Consider the following 20,818-nt stretch of genomic DNA (forward strand, 5'->3'; position numbering starts at 1 on the left):
TCCTCTTTTTTAATAAGGAGGGTAGAACTATGGGTGTGGAAGTGACTAAGCGACCAAATAAAATAAACGTTGAGTTCCCTATTGCTTACTTTGAAGGAAACTTAATATTTAATCATAACAAGCAGGTGTGGGCCGTATATGAGCTAGATCCTTTCATATATGACCATCAGAGTGACCAACAAAAAATAGATCGTCTGATTGCCCAAACCTCTTTCCTAAGCATGTTAACGGACCAATTCCAAATCCTATGGTTACCTAAAGCCCATGACATTGCTAAGCACCATGAAAAGCTTAGACAACGAAATACTGGACCGCTTAAAAGTTGGGGGAACAGGTATATCTCCGGAATGGAGGATTATCTAGGCGAAGCATACAACACATCGGATGGATCCAATAATGCGGAATATCGTCCCTATGTTGTTGTATACATCCCCAAGAGTGATGATAAGGATCTGGTAGAACAAATAGAGAACGTATATACCGAAATGAAGAAAATGATTCTTCATCCTAAACGTTTTATTGAGCATATTTCAGGTCTTAATGAACCAGAAATTTTCGAACATGAATACCAGGCTTATATGGTAAAGGAGCGGCAAATATACGATCGTATTTCCCGCAGAATCAAAGTAAAACGAGGAACTCCTGCAACAACAGAGTGGCTAATCAAGCGTAACTTCTGGTGGGGGATATCGGATCCAGTTCTCCGTTCGACGAAAGACAAACCATGGACTCCAAAGAAAAGAAAAGGAAACCGCGGCGGTCTTGATACATTCTTATATGACTCAAGACAGATTATCACTTTGACTGAGGCTGAAATTGATGGATCGCATCCTCGTAGATTGCAGATTAATCAGCCCCATGAAGGCCAGGACGATTACATCTACCATACATATCTTACCGTTTCTGAACTTCCAGATAATATGGATATGCCGGGAAGTGAGTGGCTTTACAGTGCAGCTACATTGCCATTTCCAGTTCAAATGAGCATTAAAGTGGAAGTGATAGAAGCACCTGAAGCAATTAAGAAACTAGCAAAGAAAAAAACTGACATCGACAACCAGGTAAAGAACGTGCATGAAGCTGGTGCAACCGTACCTCTTGAACTTGCTGAAAAGCAAGAAAGGGCATTACTGCTCGAAGACGAGTATAAGAAAAGAAAGAACCAAACCTTCATTACACATATTACCTTTGGGCTGTACCATACGGATATTAACCTCTTAAAAAGTAATGCCAAGATATTGCAGGATCATTTCAGAGATTTCGGAAACATACATGTTGAATTACCTGCAGGTGATCAATGGTTACTCTTTAATGATTTTATCCCTGGATCCCCCCGCTATGTTTCAGACTATATTCAAAGAATTCCTCCTGAAACATTGGCTTCCGGAATGTTTGGGGCAACTCAACAGTTAGGAGATAACATTGGGGTCTATATAGGCACAACGGGGTCATTACAACAACCTGTATTTGTTGATCTTAGGCACGCTAGCCAAATCAATAGATCACCGTCTTTTACCATAAGCGGAACACTCGGAGGCGGTAAATCCGTCCTGCTAAACTTGTTAGGATATATTAACGCAGTATGCGGAGGAAAAACTCTAATATTCGACCCTAAGGGTGAACGTTCTCATTGGCCGGATATGCTGCCTGAGCTAAAAGGACAAATTCAAGTGGCTACCTTATCTGCTTCTCATGAGGATCAAGGGAAGCTCGATCCTTTTGTGATGCTACAAAATATTGAAGATGCTAAAGAAGCAGCGATGGACATTTTATCATACTTAGCATCTGTACAGAGTGATCGGGTAGAGTACAGTTACATATCTCAAGCGGTCACAAGAGTAGCTTCCGAACCGAAACCTTACTTAAAAAAATGTATTGATGTCCTGCGACAAATGGGTGAGACTAGACAACCGGCTGCTGTGGTAGCTGAAGTACTCGACAGTTTCAGTAACTTATCATTTGCCAAGTTGCTTTTTGGTAACGGGGAACAAAAAACAATCGACTTAAACTATGCGATGAACATTTTACAGGTTCAGAATCTTAAAATGCCTCCTGTAGAAAAGCCTCCCGGGAACTACTCCTTGGTTGAGAAAATGTCTGTAGCCACGATGTATTCAATTGGTCGATTCATGGATACCTTCATTTATTTTGATCGCTCGGTCTTTACACTTGCCGAAATGGATGAGGCATGGGCGATCCTGCGAACTCAAATCGGGAAGGAAATGGCCGATCGTGTAATTCGTACGGGGCGCTCTCTAAATGGCGGACTTGGAATTGCGACTCAAAACCCTACAGATGTAGCTGGTGACCTTGCTGGTAACATTGGAATGAAGTTTGCGTTTAGGGACTCAGACACAGCCAAGATCAAAAGTACGCTTTCCTACTTTGGATTGGAGCACACTCAAGAAAATATTGATCTAATTAAGAATCTTGATAATGGGCAATGTCTCATGCAGGATATTTACGGCCGAAATGGTGTACTTACAGTAGATGTTGTATTTCAACGTCTCTTTGATTGTTTTGATACTAGACCACCTGAAGAGGATAGTTCAGATACAAGAGAGGAAACCGAGTATACAATACTTGAGAAATTCCAAGAACACTATGAGCAGTATGCTGCTGCAGGTGATGTAGGAGGGGAGCTTGATGGAGAAGACCCCGACCATGATTAAGCGAGGAGTGAAAATAAGGAAGTCTCTTGTATTACTAGGTGTAATAGTATCATTTCTCCTAGTCTTGATACTTCCTACAGTAGTAGAAGCATCCTCCATCGATGAAATGATTCCTTCTGACAACAACAAAGAAGGGATATATAACAAGTATGGAGCAACCAACTATTCATTTCAAACACTGATCCCAGAGCGATCATTCTGGCAAATAGGTCAGAAAGCTTCGGACGGTATAATCAGGGTTTATGATCATGTACTAAGTTTCTTTTTTCTTGTCCTAGTTCAAATCACTCGTTTATTCACCTTTTTATCTCATCAAGCATTTACATTTTCCTTTATGGATCAATTGATCGATGCTGCTGAGGATATTATTCAAAGTGTCGCAGGGGTGAATAACGGTCTCTTAGGTAACGGTCTATGGGGGAGTCTCTTAGGGATTTTTGCTTCCATTACCGTTCTTTATATCTTGTTTAATATGCTTCGAGGAAGATACATGGATGGATATCAATCCGCATTAGGCTTCGTAATGGCTCTTGTCATATGTCTCGGTTTTATTTCAAACGCAGGCACCATTATTAAGTCTTTTAATGGGATCGGCAACGAGGTGGGGGGGATGATGTACTCCATGCTCGCCAAAACAACTGGTCTTAATACTGATCCTAACAATGGTGTAGGAACGATCTCAGAACAAGTATGGAATGAGCTAGTAGTTCGACCCTACACCATGCTTCAGTTTGATGATCCAGACGTTCAAAAAAAGGACCCTCAACTTTTTAACGAAGTTCTTTCAACAGCACCATTTTCAGATGAACGAGAAGCAGTTTTACAGAAGGCACTAAGCAAGTATCCCGACATTGGGCGAGAAAGACCATATGAACAGATGCTAATACTTGTGTGTTACTATGCATTCTCCATTTTTACACTAGGGTTATTTATCTTCTGGGCTATCCTTTCTATATTCTATCGTTTGAAACTGCTAATTCATGCAGCTGTTATGGCCGTAACGTTACTTGCAACGCTGCTTCCAGGTAGAGAAGCTGGGTTCAACTCTATGAAGCAACAATTCATCAAATTAATAGGTCTTTGTGTAATGACCGCCTTTGTCATGTTTTTCTTAAGTCTATCCCTAGTATTTGGACATCTATCCTTTGATGTTGTCTATTCAGCAGGAGCAGGCTGGTTTACCGCAATGATAGTAGAGGCAATTGTAGTTGTTGTTATATTCAAATATCGTAACGAGATTGGACAAGTTTTCAGCAAAGCAGCAGGACATATTCCAATGCCGGAACGTGCCAAATCCACTGTTGTAGATACATTACAGCGTGGTGCAACGAGAACCTTGTATCACAGTACTGCTGGTAAAATCAGTAGCATGTTTAACCGAAAAGAGCATGAAGGAGTTCCTAGTACATTTACTCCGTCTTCTCTCAGTACTGCCGGCACCAACATTAACGATGCTACTACAGCAAGTATGGTCCTGCGTTACCAGCGAGAGAAACAAGCTGCCGAACAAATTTCTAATGAATCTGGAGCAGAGGCACAATATTCTCCTTTTGTTCAGAAAGTAAATGAGAATCTTCGGAATGGCAGTAAAAATCCTTTTCGTGGGTTGGACAAAGAATGGAAAGAAGAGAAGAACAGATTGTCGTCTGTCAAAACTGATGGTGGAGATATGCGTAACGCGATTCTTATGCAGGGCGTGAATGACAACATGAATGATCAAGAGGTTGCATCTACATTGTATTCAAATGAGAATGCAATCCGAGAAGCGAGTTCCTTCATGGTGAATCGACCAAAACAGGCTATAAACCAACTCGACAGGGCCAAAACACTCAATCGGAATCGTAAACTCGAAACTGCAGTGGATGATTTTGTAATGGTCCAATTGTTCCAAAGGTACAAAACAGAATATAAGCAAGCTGTTGATACCTCCATCGAGACGGGTGAACCAATCAGACACTCTAACTTTGTAAAGAAAATGGATGGTCGATTTAAGGAAGCAGGGCTCAGCAACACCAACAAAGTAAACACTACGATGCTATCAAGAAAAAGTAGGATTGCCGTTGCTACTCATTTCCAATCAATGCCTGAGTATGGAGCACAGAAGGAGCGGCTACTAAAAGCTAATGACTCATTCCGAAGGGTAGCCGTACAAAATGGTGGAATATCTGAAGTACCTAAAATTCAGCTAAATCCTTTAAAGAATCCTGCTACTATTATGAAAAATATGCCTCCTCTACCAACGGCTCAGTTCGGTTCTAGAGGAAATAAGTATAGTGCAGGCAGCTTTAATACTACTAAATCTGTACCAGCATCAATATTGTCGGCTCCTGCAGCTCTTGCAGCTCCTGTAACTTTACCATCCGTTCCTGATCCCAAGATGACTACGAACAATGTTAAGGGTAAGAATATCGCAACTCAATTTAACGTTCCTATGTCTGTTACAGCAACTCCTGTGACCGATCCTAAACTAACCATTAACAATGTTAAATTTAGTAATCCGGATCTTAAGAACAAGATTGAAGCTTCACGTGCCAACCTCAAAAACAGCATCACTACGGATGACCTTCAAGACATGCGGCTTGAAATTGATACTAATGCAAAATCCGAAGTGGTCATGAATTTGAGGAATAAGGTAACTGGTGAAGTAACAGGTGGACTAGATGATATGAAAGCGTCCCTTGAAATCATGAAAAAGGCCCGCGGTCAGCTGCATCGCGCTGAAGTTTCTTCTGCCAATCGTAACATTGAGAAAACAGTGGCAAATAAAGCGCAAAGCGGTAGAAAACAAACCAGGGTCCTAAAACAGCTTGAGTAGTAAGGGGGCGTACTATTTTGCTAGACAAGAAAGCTATTATTGGTGAAGCATTGCAAGGTGGTTTGAATAAGGAAAATCTTAAGCAACGAATCAAAAATGAAGCGATAAAGCGACTGCTCAATAAAGTATCAACATCGTTATTGAAAAACCCTGTCTTTTGGATCGTAACTTCAGTGCTGGCTGGAATCTTCATGTTCTTCTTTCTAATCGCAGCGCTAGTTTCGTCCACAACAGTCGTTGCTTCTTCTGCATTTGTATCTGAAAGGGTATTACCTCCTCAAATTTACTATCGTGATCTGGATAAGATCATAACCAGTGAGTTTGGGGAGCGAACTGACCCTGTGTTTGGAACGAAAGCTTTCCATAAAGGAATTGATTTCGGTATACCCGTAGGCACTCCAATCATCAGCTCATTCGATGGTGTTGTAACAACCGTGAGTTATCCGTCTACAAACCCAACGGAAAGTAATTCAAATGCCGGTATATACGTCTCGGTTAAAAGTTCTGATCCTGAGCTTTCATCCACCACAAGATACCTTCATTTGAGTGAAGCATTCGTCGAGCCAGGTCAATTGGTTCGTCGAGGGGAAATCATTGGACTATCGGGGAACACTGGTAAGTCTACAGGTCCTCATCTTCATTATGAGTGGATTCCTGAAGGGGAAGAGCCAGTTGACCCTACTCCTTTCATAATGCTCATGTCTAAGGCAACGGATACTGCTAGTAAAGAAGCTTTTAAGTATTTCGATAAGGTGAAATTTTCTAAAGAAGATGGAGATTATGATTATTTTTCAAATAAGATGCTCTATTTAAGCGGAGTCTATATGGAATCTGCTGCACCTCCATTTAGCAATATGGGAACTGTAACGACACGAAATGTTCAGACTGGCGCGTCCAGCTCAACAACTGGGGAGGGAACTGAAACTTCAGAAGACGTACCTGAAGTTTCAGTTCCACCAAATCTAGGTTCACTAACTCATCCCTTCTTTATTGAGTATGCTGCCGCTGCCATGGAAGAAGAACGCAGAAGCGGGGTACCTGCAAGTGTCACTCTTGCACAAGCTGCGCTCGAATCAGGGTATGGTCAACGAAGCGTATGTAATAACGTTTTTGGTATCAAAGCATCCAAAGGGTGGAAAGGTCCTACTTGTTCATCTCCAACTAAAGAAGAATATGGTGGTAACATTGTCACGATCGTTGGTACGTTCCGTGCCTACTCTAGTGTAGAGCAATCATTTGCAGATCATTCAGCTTTTCTTTTAGAAAACCCTCGCTATCGTTTTGCTTTAGCCCAGGATAATCCCTATGCCTTCGCAAATGAATTACAACGGGCAGGATATGCTACAGATAGCCAATATGCAAATAAGCTTAAGAGCATTATGAGAAGTCAGAATCTCGTCTCCCTCGATGCCAACGGAGGAATTGATCCCGCAACTGGACAGCCTTTCAATGATGTACCATTCGGTAGTGGGGGAGGAAGTGTAGGAAGCGGTGGAAGCAGCGGAGGGAGTGTAAATACTGATGGTACTGTAACTCTCGTATTCGGCATCCAGCAATTTTATGGTAACTATGCAAAGCAGGTATACCGATCAACGTCAACTGTTACAGACTCCAAAACCGGTAAAACACAAACTAGTCAAACGGTTACTAAATCCGATCTAATCGATCCGACTTTTAATAAACCAATCATTAATTCAGTTAATTATAATAACGTGGTGAACAATGGAGGTTACGGGGAGACTGAAGGACCTAATCTATTTGTTAAGGAACTTCCTGCAGCTATTGCAGTAACTCTTTCCAGTGGTACCGATGAGGAACTTTATATCTCTAACATTCAGTACGTAAGGGGGACATACTAATGAATGTACAATTAGTTGAACAGTTACAAACCGAAACATACTTTATGCTTAATTTAGAAATCACTTTCACCGGCTTAAAAGAATGGTTTCATATGGCTGGAATGCAATGCGATGATGTATCCCTTTTTCAAAGTATCCTGATGCCAGAAAAGATATCACCGGAGAAGCAAGTTGAATTTGCACAGTTGATACTGTATCGACATGAGGATGTCTTCTTCCAGATGCATCGAGGATTATCTGCCGATGAGCCGCTTCATCAGTTACTCATACAATTGCTGAACGTTAGAACTCTTCATGGTGAGGAGACTGCTATCCTTGATCTATGGGAAAAATTGAACCTTGATCGGAAAGAAACTGATCCAAAGTACCGTTCTATTTACGAGTTGTTTAGCAATTAGTATTCTATTTTCCTGCAAAAAGTTTATTTAACCGCTTGGGGAAGCATAACAATTAATACTGGGGTAATAGATGGGTCGATTGAAGGCCTTTCTATTGCCCATTTTCCATAATTAGACTATAATCATTGTATTACTATTAAATGAATTATTTTTCTTTGCTGCTATATTTCAGCGAAGAGAGGAGCATGTTGTTCATATTCGACAACGATAAATAATTGCCTTGATGCAAAAGGATGGAGCAGGCCCTATTCAGGTGTGCTTTTATTTTTGCGTTCAGGGCTTTTTTATTTTCATCTATCTCAGAGAAAAGGGGGTAATAAAGACGTGGATTACCGTAAGGAAAATTGGTCCTACGAGTTAGAGTGTTTCCGGAAAGCGGTGAATGGGGGCGTTGACGGCTTCATCATTGAAATTGCCGATCATTACTTAAATGATCGCCTTGACAATGAAGAGTACGAGGATCGTACATATACTCAAATCGATATCGCCGTAGCCATTTTTAACGGAAAAATAATTGAAGGATATTCAAGTGAAGATAATCGGATAAGGGAATCTCGCTCCATGGGACTAGTTACCCCTAGCCGTTTAGTTCTCGGCAAAGATCTTCAGGGAAATTGGTTCATTATTGTAGTTGGATTGCTCACAAGCAAGCATTTCAAGGTGGTTACTTGTTACCCTCCTGGAAAACGCCATCTTCCGTATATCGAGAATTTTTAATGAGCTGAAATTTTTTGGAGAAACGGAGTTCCGTGATACAATAAGGTTAGAAGGAGGCGTTGTGCATGACGACTCATTGTGACCGTTGCAAAGGGGAGTACGTAAATATGATAACCACCAAAACCCAAGTATTTGAAGGTGGCACTTTAATTGTTTCCGATGTTCCTGCAAGAAAATGCGAATGTGAGGTACTAACGCAAATTCCTGATGGAGTTATTATGGAAGGTTATAAGATGCTGCTCGAAAAGAATGGAATTGTTGGTGATGTGACGGTATCGTTGGCCAAGCTCAAAGAGCATTTCACGCCAATGGATTTTATTAGACCGCATATCAGTACTTAACCAGGAGTTATAAAAAGAGAAGTCCCAAGTAGAGTTTTACGTTAAAAAACGTGATTCTTGTTGGGGCTTTTTTTATTTTCTATGGACTATAAAAAACTATTGGAAGGACTGATCCTTTTGCCACATAAAAACACGGATAAGACGAAAGTTCTGCTACTCATGAGTTATATTATCGGTCTTTGTCTGATAATTGATCACTTAGTTTTCGGGTAACGATCCAAAAAAATGGGAGGAATAGATATGAATAATTGCGAGCGCAGGTTTGATGGAGGACTGTTAGTCGTGACAAACATTGGAGATGAGGATGTTCAATTCATGAAGAAGATTGAGCAATACACCCAACTCCTCAATCAACTTAAGGTATACGGCACCGTAGAAGTGACTTTGGCTGATCTGACACGAAGACTCAACGCAAAGTTAACTTCGATTGCGTAACGCAAAATAAGGATGGCCATAAAGAGAGCGACATGAGCGCTCTTTTTTTTGTGCCCTAAGGAGGCAATAAAAATGATAAAAAAGGTTTCGATTCAGCTTAACCGGAGCCTAATTTGTGGTGGGGTAGCGATCGTTGATAAGAATGGTAGCGACGCTTGCATCTTCTTTGATGTTGTGAAATCCAATCCCATAAAAGTGATTGTTGGCAATCGTGGGAAGGAAGTACCTGAAAACGAGGCAGATGTCTATGAGCACACACTTCTAGAGCTCTTTGCAAAGCATAATGTGCCCCTGCAGCTAGGTACTTACCTTGTTCAAACCCATGCGCTATAGAGAGGAGTAATATATATGCGAAAATTCAGTCGTAAACCCATCTGCCTGCTTATGAATCTTGGTGGCTTTGAAACACGTATCGATGAGCTCATAAATAAGGCATCCCGCATTGGAGAGATTGTTTATTCTCTCACAGGTGAAGGTATTGTTCCTTTTTCCACTCGAGGAATAGTTCCTGTGAATGTGATGACCTTATCTCCTGGTGAACTTCATGTATGGTCTTCACTGATCAATGAGCAGCTGCAAGAGCAGGGTATGAGTGTTGAGAACGTCGTCATCCTAGCTGCAGGACGTAAATATTGTGGAGTACTTCCATTAGGCACTATCGTCTATGAAGGCTTCAGGATAGGAGCGTGAGTTATGCAGCTACTAAGTATTGCATTTAAGTGGCATGCAGAAGCACCTATCGATGCTGTTCTCCCCATTTTAAAGCTTGCAGGATTCACACCAAGTAAGAAAAATATTTGGTACCGTTCCGTCGGTTTACACAAGCTTGAAATTGAAGCGCGTGTGCGAATGAATAATCCAGAGAGGTCTTATTTCTGGATTCGGTGGGTAAGCGCTAAGGGAGTCGTTGATAAGGGTCCATTGGAACGTCTGTTGAATGATTGGTTTTTTACAGTCAACAGCCACGTCAACATAACGGTCAACTGGCTTCAGGTCAAAGTAGATACCAATGACTTTAAGCCTCCGTTATTTGGCTACAAGGAAAATGTCCCTACAATTTGGGTCAAGGCGGAAAAGCAGATCCGATTATCTTTCTATCCAATCCTAGGTCACTATCATTTTGAGGCTAGGAACAGCGATATTCGGCTACCCATTCCACATAATCGTTTTTCACTATGGATCGATGAGCTTAAGCATAATTTGCTTGGACATCAGCGTCCAGATGATCAAATCACTTTTGACCTGAACGTAGGATAAAGAGAAGCATTTTGGGAACGCTTAGCTGCGTTACCCGCCGGAGGCAATAAATAAAAACTCAATTAATGTGAGGAGGGAGCCCCTCTGCCGCAACAATGGTGAGGGCTCTTGTCCTCAGTTGCGGTAAGGGCAGATATATATGAATAACAAAGTAAACCTTATGAGACTTCAACGGATTTATAACCGCAGGAAGCAGCTAAAAAAGTATACCGTCATTGGAAAACTTTTGTCACGCTAATAAGGGAGGAGTAATAGAAATGTCGTATTCGGTCTTAAACCAATCCGCTGTTAAAGAAGCCAGAAGCGTCTATTTTCATAGTTGTGACGTAAGTCGGCTCTCAGTTAAGGATTTACTGATAGTTATCCTTGAGCCGATCGTGAAAAGCCGATCCATCTCTGCTGTAGTAGATGATATCCTGCAGAATGGGCTGCCATATCTCGGAACCTTATCCGAGTTTGAATTATCGGTTCTTTTCGATCTGAACGAGAAACAGAGTTTCCAGTTGATGTCGATCTTTGAGTTGGCAAAGCGCATGAATACTTCTGTTGCTACTGAAGAGGTCATCATTCGATCTCCTGTAGATGCGAGATATGCCGTTCAAGATCTTAAATATTTGGATCGTGAACATTTCGTTACCCTTTATCTTAACACTAAGAACCGAGTGATTGGTCGTGAGACGGTATCTATCGGATCTTTGAATGCAACTTTAGTACATCCAAGAGAAGTATTTAAAGGGGCAATTCGAAAAGGTGCAGCGAGTGTTATTTTCGCTCATAACCATCCAAGTGGTAATCCTGAACCTAGCATAGAGGACATCAGCCTTACTGAAAGAATGGTGGAAGCCGGCGTAATCATAGGTATTGATGTACTGGACCATATAATCATTGGTGAAGATAAATATTACAGCATGAAGGAGAAAGGCAGACTTCCTATTCTTAAAGAAGCAAGCAATAAAGGAAGTATTGTTTGATGGAAGAGTCTTAAGAGATCCCGATTTAAGGCGGATCAGCTCTTTTCTTACATAAAAAGGGAGGGGCTTAATCGCTCTTCCCTTTTTTCCATCATAAATAAATTAAATACAATAATTGGAGGATTTAAAAAATGAGTATATTCGAAAATGCAAAAGTGATTGATACGTATTCCCGTGCCAATGCGTTAGCTGATGGATTTCTAGTTGATGTGAGCCATCTTGCTAAAGAGGTAGGTATAAAGTATCCAGTTCATATGAAACGAAATGTTTGGGATTCAATGATTGTTCCTGATCAAACCGCTATTAATAACGGCGAGAGCGAGAAAGGGAGACTTTGGGATTGCTTGTGGATGTTTCGCATAGCAATATCCAACCAAAATGGATCGATCGTACATTTTAAATTCATAGCCACTTTTGATGGAGTTGATAGATATGTATCAGTTAAAGCAATTTGTGGTCCCGGGGATAACCTGGAACCGGTAATTACTATTCTTTTTCCTGATGAGGATTGACTGATATTAAAGACATGTGAAGTGGAAGCCTACCATTCCTTAGGGAATATAAACTATGAGCTAGGATGAACTTTGCTCGTTAAAAGGAGGGAGACCTGCGATTGCTGGAGGACTCCCTCCAGCAATTTTAAGGGCAAATAATGATTAATCATTCAAAAGATGAAGTATTAACTCAATTAACAGCGGATAAATTGCGGCAAGCACGGCTAAATCTTGAGCCATTGCTAAGAAGATGGAGCAAGCTGTCTCCAGATGACCAGGATCGCTACATTGCAACAGAAATTATGGGATGGACCATTGGCAGGGGGAAACACGTCGGCTGTTATGTTTATGAGGAAAAGGTAGTACCCTTTGAAGAATTTCAGCCATCAGTTTGCCTGAGAACTGCTTATAACTTATTTGAGTCCTTTCTTATTCCTGATCAAATATCGATTCAACCATGCGGATCCGCATCAGGTTTGTTTTGGATGGTTTATTTTAAAGATGCTTACATCGGTGTAGGCAAAACACTACAGCAGGCACTGTGTAATGCTTGTATTGTAATTAAGCATGCTGCAGCATCTTTAGACAAGGAACCGGTACAACGGTTTTTTTATCCCGTTAACCGTGTTCTTCCATAGGAGGTGCATCATGTCCACGATACATTTCACACAGAAAGCAGAAGTAAAAGAGCGGCAGTTCTTCCGAAAATACGGAAGACCCGGCTACAAAATATATACGGTTACAGGAAAAGAAAATACAATTGAGCGTGTAACTGAGAAATACGTGTATATTAAGACATCCAGTGGAAACAAAGCGAATCGCATTCCTAGAGTTTTATTAATAAAGGCTCTAGCCATTCTCTTCCACCGTAGAGTGATTACTTTAAAGGAATTGATGCGGATTCAGAAATTCTCCAGCGCTATGGCTGCGCTTATCCGGATCATTATGGTCGATATATGCAAGGTGCGTCGCACACCAACCGGCGTACGCCTCTCCCTTAAAGGATTACGTTACATTTTTTCAGGTATCAGTAAGGGAAAGCAGGACGTGAGGATAGTAAAAAGTAATGGTGGGTTATTCGTCTTGATCAATTATTTAACTGTGCGATCAGACACGGCAGCCACATGGAAGCAAAACCTTCGAGAGCTTGGATTTGATTATAAATGTGTCCTGCTTGATCCTGGGGAGAAAACCCTTCATGAAGCAAAAAAGAAGGGGAAAATATTAAAGCCGATTGATATTGATGAATATGCCAGCTTCGTAAAGCAGCACAGGGATATCATCTATCAATACTTGACAATAGATAAAATTGCAGACCCCGAAACTACAAAATCAAACACCCTTTATTTGGAGCAGGTTGTTGGACATAAGCCTATCCCGGTATACCATGTGCAAAATTCGCTCGAGGTCCTGCAGGATTATGTTGATCAAGGATATGAGGTAATAGCCATTGGGGGATCGGTCTTTGTTGGACCTAAAAGACGTGTGCAGCTGTTTGATGAGATTTTTAAACGGTTTAATGATACAGCTAACTTTCATGCTCTTGGCCTGGGATCCACTGAACTCCTGCTCAGATATCCATGGTTTTCAGCGGATGCTTCGTCCTGGCTAAATGGCCGCATTTTTAGAAACTTGTTGTCATTTCAAGGAACTGTCAGGGTGCCTGCTTGGATGAATTCGAGAGATGCACTAGGGTTTAATGTCCGGATGCTTTCTAGCTTGGAGGATCGCTATACCGATATTCAAATCAATATAGATTTATTGCCACCTAGCTAACCTCCCGCTAAAATAAAGTGGACAAGCATTCGTAAAATAAAAGAATGAGTGGTGACAAGATGTCGCACGAGGACACAAAATTTAATTATCACAGTTTTATTGGGGATTTAAAATCAACCTTTGATCCGATCCTGCGAGAATCGAGAACACAAGACCCGCAAGATTGGATAAAGGTAGCTTTCCTTGGGCCGGTAAAATCATTTAGGAGTATATTAAAAACCGCTAGTACGCTTGGAAAAATCGGGTGGAGCACACTCCCAGTTATTGGTCCAATCCTAGTCATTGTCGGAGGAGTAATTAGTTCCGCACCGATATGGCTCATCACTGTTCTTATACTAGTCGTAGTATTAGGAGTATATGGTCTACTTGTTTTTTTACATACAGGTAAAATGGCCACAATGGGAAATCCTCATTTTCATGTAGGAGCATTTAAAGCTAAGAGACCGTCAGAATATAAACTATGGAAACCTTTTCTGGAGAAAAACGGCCCTACATTCGAAGGTCTTTATCACTTTATTACTCCGATCCTTAACCCGAACAACGGAGCTGACCTGAATAAGGTTATTGATTACGCCAGATGGCATGTTGAATCTATGCAGTCTGAAAAGGATCAATATAGAGATACACGTGATTACCTGCAGAAGGAAGTTATAAGATACGAAAAAGCCGTTGGATACTTGGTAGATTTGGTTAAAGATATTAATAAGTCGCTGTATAGGTATGTAAATGATTGTATGAATTACTATGAGTTAGACTTTGTTAGTGCATATACAATCTATCGTGTCGAAGATGGCCAGATCCGTAAATTGCATGATAAAGGTACAACTGGTGCAAGCCCAGATGTCATCCCACTCACCGAAGACAATGCTAGAAAATATGCCGCGGTATATGTTGCGATGTTACCCGAAGAGGAAGATGGGCTTTCGTATAATAATCCTTTCCCAGGCCGAACAGTAACTGCTTATAGAATGAAAGTATACGGGGAAACATGGATTTGGAGCTTCCATTTCGATGATTCAAACGGTAAAGCATTGAGTCTAACTCTATCAAATGATACTATAGAGATACGAGATATATATCGTCTCGTACATGCGTTTTGTCTTTTACTACAAAAGCAGGAGAATGTAGACAAGGAGGGAATCCCAGATGGTATTGCCGAAAGCCAAAGAGCCAAAGAAAATTAATTTTGTATCTCAGAGAGAAATTGTAGAAAAAAACCGCATCCATCGCGAGGAAGTTTTACGGGTTCTCGATGAAATAAAAGCTGCCCAGCAAGAAGCTGCGGCTTCGAATGAATCAAAACCTTCTTATAAATAACAATAATCTGACCCTAGCCTATGCTAGGGTCTCTTTTATTTGGGAGTTTGGAAAGGGGGAGGAAGGTGCACTCCTTTCATCTTTTATTTTCATAGATTGAATAACTTTTAGTAGGTCGGAAACACTGATTGCTAGAGAACTTACAGGTGGTGATCAGTGACCATGCAAAATCGAAAAGTTATCCCTTTCAATATGAAACCTAAAAAGGTAAAGTTTAAGTCACAGGACGAGATTACGAAAGAAAATCAGAAGAAAAGAGAAGAAATGATAAAAAGGCTAGATGAGAAAAAGAAGCAATGATTGCTTGAGGAAAAGAATTGATTCAAAAATAGAAAAAAGTAAGGTGTAATATGTAATCGTTACTATTGCATAGCTTTACTTTCAGCTTTTCGTTACTATATAATTAGCATATTGTTTAATAACATTCTTATTTTTCTTGCCGTCAATTTCGGCGAGGATGGGTCATGCAGCTTCAGCTGTTTTATAAATATTTGTGCTTTTAAGGAGACGCTAAGGTGTACGGGAGACGTACGCTTTTTTTGCGTCTCCTTTTTTTGTGCAAAAAAGGAGGAATGAGGATTATGGTCTCTGCAGGTCCCATAACTGATCAGTTCTATTGGGTGTTCGCGAACAATGAGTTAGAGCGATACATCGTGCTATCAGTTGAGGAATTGGGAAGCTCTCATTCACTGCGCTGGGAGATGATGAACGAAGGATTCCATGTATTATGGGACTCTTCTCGTAGTCGTAAACAAGCAATCCGGTATATGGAGCTTTACTATCCCGATTATAAAAAGTTTGAGTCCGTTCCTGTGCCAGTGACTTTTAGGGAAGCATGCGACTTTGTAAACAAGCATCATCGTCATCATCCTGCCCCGCAGGGTATGAAGTTTGCACTCGGTCTCAGTAATGGAAGGGAATTAATTGGAGTCTTGATAGCCGGTCGGCCTGTGTCTCGCTTAAGAGATAACAGAAAGACAATTGAAGTTACCCGCTTATGCGTCCACAGTGCTTATAAAAATGCATGCAGTAAGTTATATGCATCGGCTGCACGTATAGCAAAAGAGATGGGCTATCAAATGCTCATTACCTATACGTTGGAGGAGGAAGATGGAGGCTCACTTCGAGGGGTAGGATTTCAATTTATTGGAGTGACTCCAGGAGGAAGCTGGCATAGCAAATCCCGCAGCCGGCAAGACCGACATCCAATGGGACCAAAAAGGGCTTGGAGCCTGAATCTATCGTCGAGCCAGGAGGAATAAAGAAACAAGGAGTGTTTGTTGTGAATCGTATTGCATTGATTACAGAGTCATCTACCCGGCAAGATAGTCCAATGCCTGCTTATCGATTCTACCAAGGATCCCGCAGCCGTTGGGTAAACAACATCATTCGTTACATGGAGGTACGTAATTTTTCGGAGGACAACATCTTCTTTCTTAGTGTATTTGGGCAGCGGATCATTGGGTACCAGGAGATTATTGACCCGTACCCTGTTCGAAAATGGCACCCACGAAAGGATGAATGTACTGCTTTTGCAGAAAAGGTATTGGCTTTTATTCAACAAATTCACCCGCTTCCCTTCGTAGAAATCCATACCGGTAAGACCATATCAGACCCCTTAAAACGTCTGTTTGACGAAAAGGGAATCGAATACCGAGTATACGGTGACGGAGTTCCTCTTGGAGCAAAGCCTACATGGTACGCGGAGTTAATTGAGAACGAGCTTACCCAAATCCGACTGAAAGAGATTGAAAGAGAAAAGATGGTCGTATCTTCGTTAATTCAATTCCAGTCGCCACAAGAGGCAAGCCATTTAATCGATCAATTCGAAAATAAGGCACACCTATACGGAATTGAAGCCAACATAGAAGAGCTTAAAAAATTACTTGGCAGCTACCGCCAAAAGAAAAAGGACGCGAAAAAGGCATATGAAGCATTCAACAACGTAATGGAGAAAGAAGATATTGCAGGGGAATTTAATAAGTTCCTGCTGAATGTTCAATCCCTTGCTGAACTTCATGGACATGCTCATTTTGAAGAAATAAAGAGCAGATTCGGTCAGAGTGTAGCAAAGCTTAGGTTGTACTTGATCAAGCATAACTACGCTTTAATGGCCGAATACAGCATCTTTGCTGCACTGCAGCGTATGCAGATAGCGCTTCTTAAATGATGAGTAGATAAAAAGACATAGGAAAGAGAGTGATAGATGTGATCAAGTGTAATTCTGATATTTCTCTAACAGAGCTGAACTGCGAGTGTGAAGGGGCAAAAAACTGCCCAATATGTAACGAAAAAGGTACTGTAACGGTTTTGGACTTTTCAGAAGCCTCTCTGTATTGGCATGAAATGCTGGAGAATTTCGTTTATCGTCTAGAAGCTGATTATCAGTATTCCAACTTTGTCACGGATATTTATCGCATCCAGGATAAGTTGTTTGTAACTTACTTAGGCGGGGAATTTAAAGAATCGCAATCTTTCTGGTTTGATATTCAATTTCTCAATACATTAGAGCTGAATCTGAATGATCCATTACAGCTTGAGACGGTTACCCTTGATGAAATTCATGATTGGTCCACTGAGGTTTACAATACCATTATGTTAATCGATTACGAGGGAACACTTGCTGGATATGGGAATCTAGATTGTAACGAGAAAGAGGAGAAGGGCACAGTGAGAGAAATAGATTTGAGTACTCAAGTCATTATCTCAGTAAAAATGTTTCAGGATGTTATTCAGCAGATCACTCCATATATGGGTCCTACTGCAGTAGAACGAGCAGCTGCAGACTTTCAAATTTGGACGAATATTCCCTATTCTGAATATGTTATGCGTACTGAAGCAGGAGAAGATGCTGAGGAGATTCTTGGGGAAGATTTTGCTGGTTCAACCTTGTATTTCGAGACAGCTGTTATTGAGGCGTCACCGAATACAAATGAAAAAGAGTACTTAGTAATAAAGGAGTAAAAGAAATGACAAATAAAAGTAGGCAACTCCATACTCTCTAAACTCAGGTGTGAATGAAGGAACGGATTTATTTCCGTTATGCGGTTCATTGTAGCCCCCTTCTGCGAGCTCCCTATTGGGATAAGTAGCACTTACGTTTCTCTAATCGAGGATCCGTAAGAGGACAGATAGAGTCCTGCCTATTTCCGAATCGATACAACCGATTTCGGATAATAGGAGAGATGGAAGATGGCACTGAAAAACAATGTTGTACAGACGGGTCTACGATACTTCGGAGGTAAGGCAAAACTTGCGCATTCAATTATTCCTTACCTACCTGACCATCATTGCTGGGTTGATTTATTCGGCGGGGCTGCCAATATGACGATTGCCCGTGAGCCCAGTAAAGTTGAGGTGTTTAATGATAAAGACGGAGATCTTATCAATTTTTATATGATGCTGCGGCAGCAAAAGGAGCAACTGATAGAAGACCTAGCCTCTTTGCCAACGAGCCGTTTTTTATATGAGACCTGGCTTCGTGAAGAAATGCCGGAGGACCCATATGAACGCGCCGTTCGATACTTCTATCTGCTCAGACAAAGCATCATTCCTATGCCTAATCAACCGAGCGGCTGGCGTGCTGGAAAAGTAAAGAATTGCGCTTCAGATTACCAGTCATCGATACTCAAGTTGGACTCTTTTGAGAAACGCTTCCGCAATGTCATGATTGAATGCTTAGACTACCGAGAAATCATAATACGTTATGATGGACCAGATGTGTTCTTTTTTATCGATCCTCCTTATGTTGGCCGTGAGAACTGCTACAAAGGTGGTTTCCGGCAAGAGGATCATGTGGAACTAGCTGAGATGCTTAAGCATATAGAGGGGAAGTGCCTTGTTACCTATTATGGTGACCCGCTTGTGCTTGAGCTTTATAAAGATTGGAATTACGTGACCTTAGAAGCGAAGGTTGGTTCTGTTGTGAAAGCATCAGAAGGCCAAAAACGTAGGACAGAAACCGAGTATCTGTTTATGAACTATTCACCTACTATGTCAGGACAGATTTCATTCTTCTAATAAAGAACAGCATTATAGCAGCAGATTCTAAATGCTTTTACACCCTCTGCACAGGGAAACATCAATCCTCCCTGTGCAGAAGGGAGGAGCAGGAGGAATAACATAGTGGTATTTGCAATCAAACCTGAAGTTAAGACGGAACATACGGTAGCTCATCTATTTGGCGGAGCAGGCGGCGGCTCTCTTGGTTTCGCTCAGGCACGAGCAGAATATATGGGATACGTCGGAAGTTTTCGAACACTATGCAGCATTGATGCTAACCCGGTTGTTTGTCAAAACTATGAGCTGATTACAGGTAGTAAGGCCGTATGTATGGATTTGTTTTCAAGAGAACAGTACATAGATTTTCACGGAGAAGAACCGCCGAATCATTGGCATGAGGCCACGCCTGGTGATCTATGGGACGCATTTGGTTGGGAAGTACCTGATGTAATTTTTACATCTCCTCCATGCAAGGGTTTTTCGGGTCTGCTGCCTGAAAAATCAGCAAAAACAAAGAAGTATCAGGCTCTCAACATGCTAACAATCCGTGGTCTAGAAATAGCGCTTAAAGCTTGTCTCGAGTACGGTGGACATCTTCCAGCGCTCATCTTGCTTGAGAATGTACCTCGCATTATGACCAGAGGAAAGCAGATTCTTGATCGAATCAAAAAGCTATTGCAGTCATTTGGCTATATTACCAGCGATAATACTCACGATTGTGGGGAGTTAGGTGGTCTGGCGGAACGGAGAAAAAGATATCTCTTAATCTCCAGACAAGAAAAGCTTGTGAAAAATTTTGTCTATCAGCCTCCACGCAGGCCGTTAAAAAAAATTGGAGATGTTATCAAAGATTTACCGTTTCCAGGTGATACAGTCGCAGCAGGACCACTTCATCGGCTTCCTAAACTTGAGTGGAAGACGTGGATGCGTCTTGCGCTGATTCCTGCCGGCGGAGATTGGAGAGATCTAAATAAGCTCGATTGGTGGAACTATAGAGTGCAACACGAGCCTAGACGAGGGGCTTGGGCAGTTGAAGATTGGAACAGTGTTTCTAGAACAATCACAGGAGGAGCTGGGCCTGGCAGGAGCAATGGAGCTTCAGCCGTATCAGATCCTCGAATGGGTCTAAACGAAGGAAGTACGCATCGTTCCATTTACCGTATGTCTCAATGGGATGAGGCTTCCCAAACGGTGACAGGCGCTGTAGGGCCGAATAATGGAGCTATTTGCGTAAATGATCCTCGTCTTAAAGAACGGAAGGGGAGACACCCTGGGGTGTATCAAGTTGTTAGACATGATGAGCCTTCTCCGTGTGTGACCGGAACTCGATTCGGTAGCGGTGCCTTGGCTTTCTCTGACCCAAGGAATGCTGCACCTTCCAATGTTCTAAACGGTACAAAGGATGGAACACTTCCTGCAGATCAGGATCGAGGGGTTTACCTCATCATTGCTGAAGACGGTACTTGGCATCGTCCACTTACGACTTACGAATTAGCGATGTTGCAATCTTTCCCTGCTCATTTGCCTAATGGTATGCCTTTCCAGCTTGTTGGCTGCAGTGATGCAAAGGCTCGGGAGTATATAGGAAATGCGGTACCTCCGGAAGCAGCTAGAGCAATGGGGACAACCTTCCTTGTTGCTTTGATGGCGGCTTCTGTAGATGCTGGCTTTACGCTGAGCTATGAGGCTGTTTGGGTTCGTAATGAATCAGAGCAGCAAACTGAAGCAATCTTGCATTAAGAATGTCTGCTCTTGGAAGCTATT

The 20,818-nt window shown here is 41.6% G+C and carries 21 protein-coding genes; all 21 read left to right on the plus strand.

Going from position 1 to position 20,818, the window contains the following annotated elements:
• Positions 1-29 precede the first annotated feature (29 nt).
• The 21 genes from ACFQ3J_RS21385 to ACFQ3J_RS21485 all read left to right on the plus strand — a co-directional run bounded on the left by ACFQ3J_RS21385 (position 30) and on the right by ACFQ3J_RS21485 (position 20,794).
• Entirely contained in the window at positions 30-2,672 is a 2,643-nt protein-coding gene (locus tag ACFQ3J_RS21385; RefSeq protein WP_090727274.1) for an ATP-binding protein, read from the plus strand.
• Positions 2,647-5,487: a CD3337/EF1877 family mobilome membrane protein gene (locus ACFQ3J_RS21390; protein WP_256209923.1), complete on the plus strand. Its 2,841-nt coding sequence runs from the start codon at positions 2,647-2,649 to the stop codon at positions 5,485-5,487. The genes ACFQ3J_RS21385 and ACFQ3J_RS21390 overlap by 26 nt, the downstream gene beginning before the upstream one ends.
• Before the next feature lie 17 nt (positions 5,488-5,504).
• Positions 5,505-7,346, plus strand: a complete 1,842-nt coding sequence (locus ACFQ3J_RS21395) for a glucosaminidase domain-containing protein (RefSeq protein WP_256209924.1) — start codon at positions 5,505-5,507, stop codon at positions 7,344-7,346.
• The gene (locus ACFQ3J_RS21400) at positions 7,346-7,744 is read left to right on the plus strand and encodes a hypothetical protein (protein ID WP_090727275.1); all 399 of its coding nucleotides are present in this window, start codon (positions 7,346-7,348) and stop codon (positions 7,742-7,744) included. The genes ACFQ3J_RS21395 and ACFQ3J_RS21400 overlap by 1 nt, the downstream gene beginning before the upstream one ends.
• Positions 7,745-8,068: 324 nt before the next feature.
• The gene (locus ACFQ3J_RS21405) at positions 8,069-8,461 is read left to right on the plus strand and encodes a DUF4258 domain-containing protein (RefSeq protein ID WP_090727277.1); all 393 of its coding nucleotides are present in this window, start codon (positions 8,069-8,071) and stop codon (positions 8,459-8,461) included.
• 107 nt (positions 8,462-8,568) lie between these two features.
• Positions 8,569-8,802 (plus strand): hypothetical protein, encoded by a 234-nt coding sequence (locus ACFQ3J_RS21410; protein WP_249436061.1) that lies wholly within the window; start codon positions 8,569-8,571, stop codon positions 8,800-8,802.
• A 240-nt stretch (positions 8,803-9,042) separates the two neighbouring features.
• Complete coding sequence (locus ACFQ3J_RS21415; RefSeq protein WP_090727280.1) at positions 9,043-9,237, plus strand: hypothetical protein; 195 nt, start codon at positions 9,043-9,045, stop codon at positions 9,235-9,237.
• Positions 9,238-9,309: 72 nt separating this feature from the next.
• Positions 9,310-9,570 (plus strand): hypothetical protein, encoded by a 261-nt coding sequence (locus tag ACFQ3J_RS21420; protein WP_256209925.1) that lies wholly within the window; start codon positions 9,310-9,312, stop codon positions 9,568-9,570.
• A 15-nt stretch (positions 9,571-9,585) separates the two neighbouring features.
• Positions 9,586-9,927 (plus strand): hypothetical protein, encoded by a 342-nt coding sequence (locus tag ACFQ3J_RS21425; RefSeq protein WP_090727282.1) that lies wholly within the window; start codon positions 9,586-9,588, stop codon positions 9,925-9,927.
• A 3-nt stretch (positions 9,928-9,930) separates the two neighbouring features.
• Complete coding sequence (locus ACFQ3J_RS21430) at positions 9,931-10,494, plus strand: hypothetical protein (RefSeq protein WP_090727284.1); 564 nt, start codon at positions 9,931-9,933, stop codon at positions 10,492-10,494.
• A gap of 257 nt (positions 10,495-10,751) precedes the next feature.
• Positions 10,752-11,465 (plus strand): RadC family protein, encoded by a 714-nt coding sequence (radC, locus tag ACFQ3J_RS21435; protein WP_090727285.1) that lies wholly within the window; start codon positions 10,752-10,754, stop codon positions 11,463-11,465.
• A gap of 131 nt (positions 11,466-11,596) precedes the next feature.
• Positions 11,597-11,977 (plus strand): DUF6573 family protein, encoded by a 381-nt coding sequence (locus tag ACFQ3J_RS21440; RefSeq protein ID WP_090727286.1) that lies wholly within the window; start codon positions 11,597-11,599, stop codon positions 11,975-11,977.
• A gap of 140 nt (positions 11,978-12,117) precedes the next feature.
• Complete coding sequence (locus ACFQ3J_RS21445) at positions 12,118-12,597, plus strand: BC1872 family protein (RefSeq protein WP_090727288.1); 480 nt, start codon at positions 12,118-12,120, stop codon at positions 12,595-12,597.
• Positions 12,598-12,607: 10 nt separating this feature from the next.
• The gene (locus ACFQ3J_RS21450; RefSeq protein WP_090727289.1) at positions 12,608-13,735 is read left to right on the plus strand and encodes a hypothetical protein; all 1,128 of its coding nucleotides are present in this window, start codon (positions 12,608-12,610) and stop codon (positions 13,733-13,735) included.
• A 59-nt stretch (positions 13,736-13,794) separates the two neighbouring features.
• Positions 13,795-14,919, plus strand: coding sequence for a hypothetical protein (locus ACFQ3J_RS21455; protein ID WP_090727290.1), 1,125 nt, complete (start codon positions 13,795-13,797; stop codon positions 14,917-14,919).
• Complete coding sequence (locus ACFQ3J_RS21460; RefSeq protein WP_175537566.1) at positions 14,882-15,052, plus strand: hypothetical protein; 171 nt, start codon at positions 14,882-14,884, stop codon at positions 15,050-15,052. Before ACFQ3J_RS21455 ends, ACFQ3J_RS21460 begins: the two co-directional genes overlap by 38 nt.
• Before the next feature lie 581 nt (positions 15,053-15,633).
• Positions 15,634-16,314, plus strand: coding sequence for an XF1762 family protein (locus ACFQ3J_RS21465; RefSeq protein ID WP_256209926.1), 681 nt, complete (start codon positions 15,634-15,636; stop codon positions 16,312-16,314).
• Positions 16,315-16,334: 20 nt separating this feature from the next.
• Positions 16,335-17,222, plus strand: coding sequence for a DUF6884 domain-containing protein (locus ACFQ3J_RS21470; RefSeq protein ID WP_143042154.1), 888 nt, complete (start codon positions 16,335-16,337; stop codon positions 17,220-17,222).
• 38 nt (positions 17,223-17,260) lie between these two features.
• A complete protein-coding gene (locus ACFQ3J_RS21475) occupies positions 17,261-18,016 on the plus strand; it encodes a hypothetical protein (RefSeq protein ID WP_379293967.1) in 756 nt (251 codons plus the stop codon).
• Between the two features lie 228 nt (positions 18,017-18,244).
• Positions 18,245-19,072, plus strand: a complete 828-nt coding sequence (locus ACFQ3J_RS21480) for a DNA adenine methylase (RefSeq protein WP_090727296.1) — start codon at positions 18,245-18,247, stop codon at positions 19,070-19,072.
• A gap of 105 nt (positions 19,073-19,177) precedes the next feature.
• Positions 19,178-20,794, plus strand: coding sequence for a DNA cytosine methyltransferase (locus ACFQ3J_RS21485; RefSeq protein WP_256209927.1), 1,617 nt, complete (start codon positions 19,178-19,180; stop codon positions 20,792-20,794).
• Positions 20,795-20,818 lie beyond the last annotated feature (24 nt).

Origin of the sequence: Paenibacillus provencensis, assembly GCF_042678545.1 — a bacterium.
Taxonomy (GTDB): domain Bacteria; phylum Bacillota; class Bacilli; order Paenibacillales; family Paenibacillaceae; genus Paenibacillus; species Paenibacillus provencensis.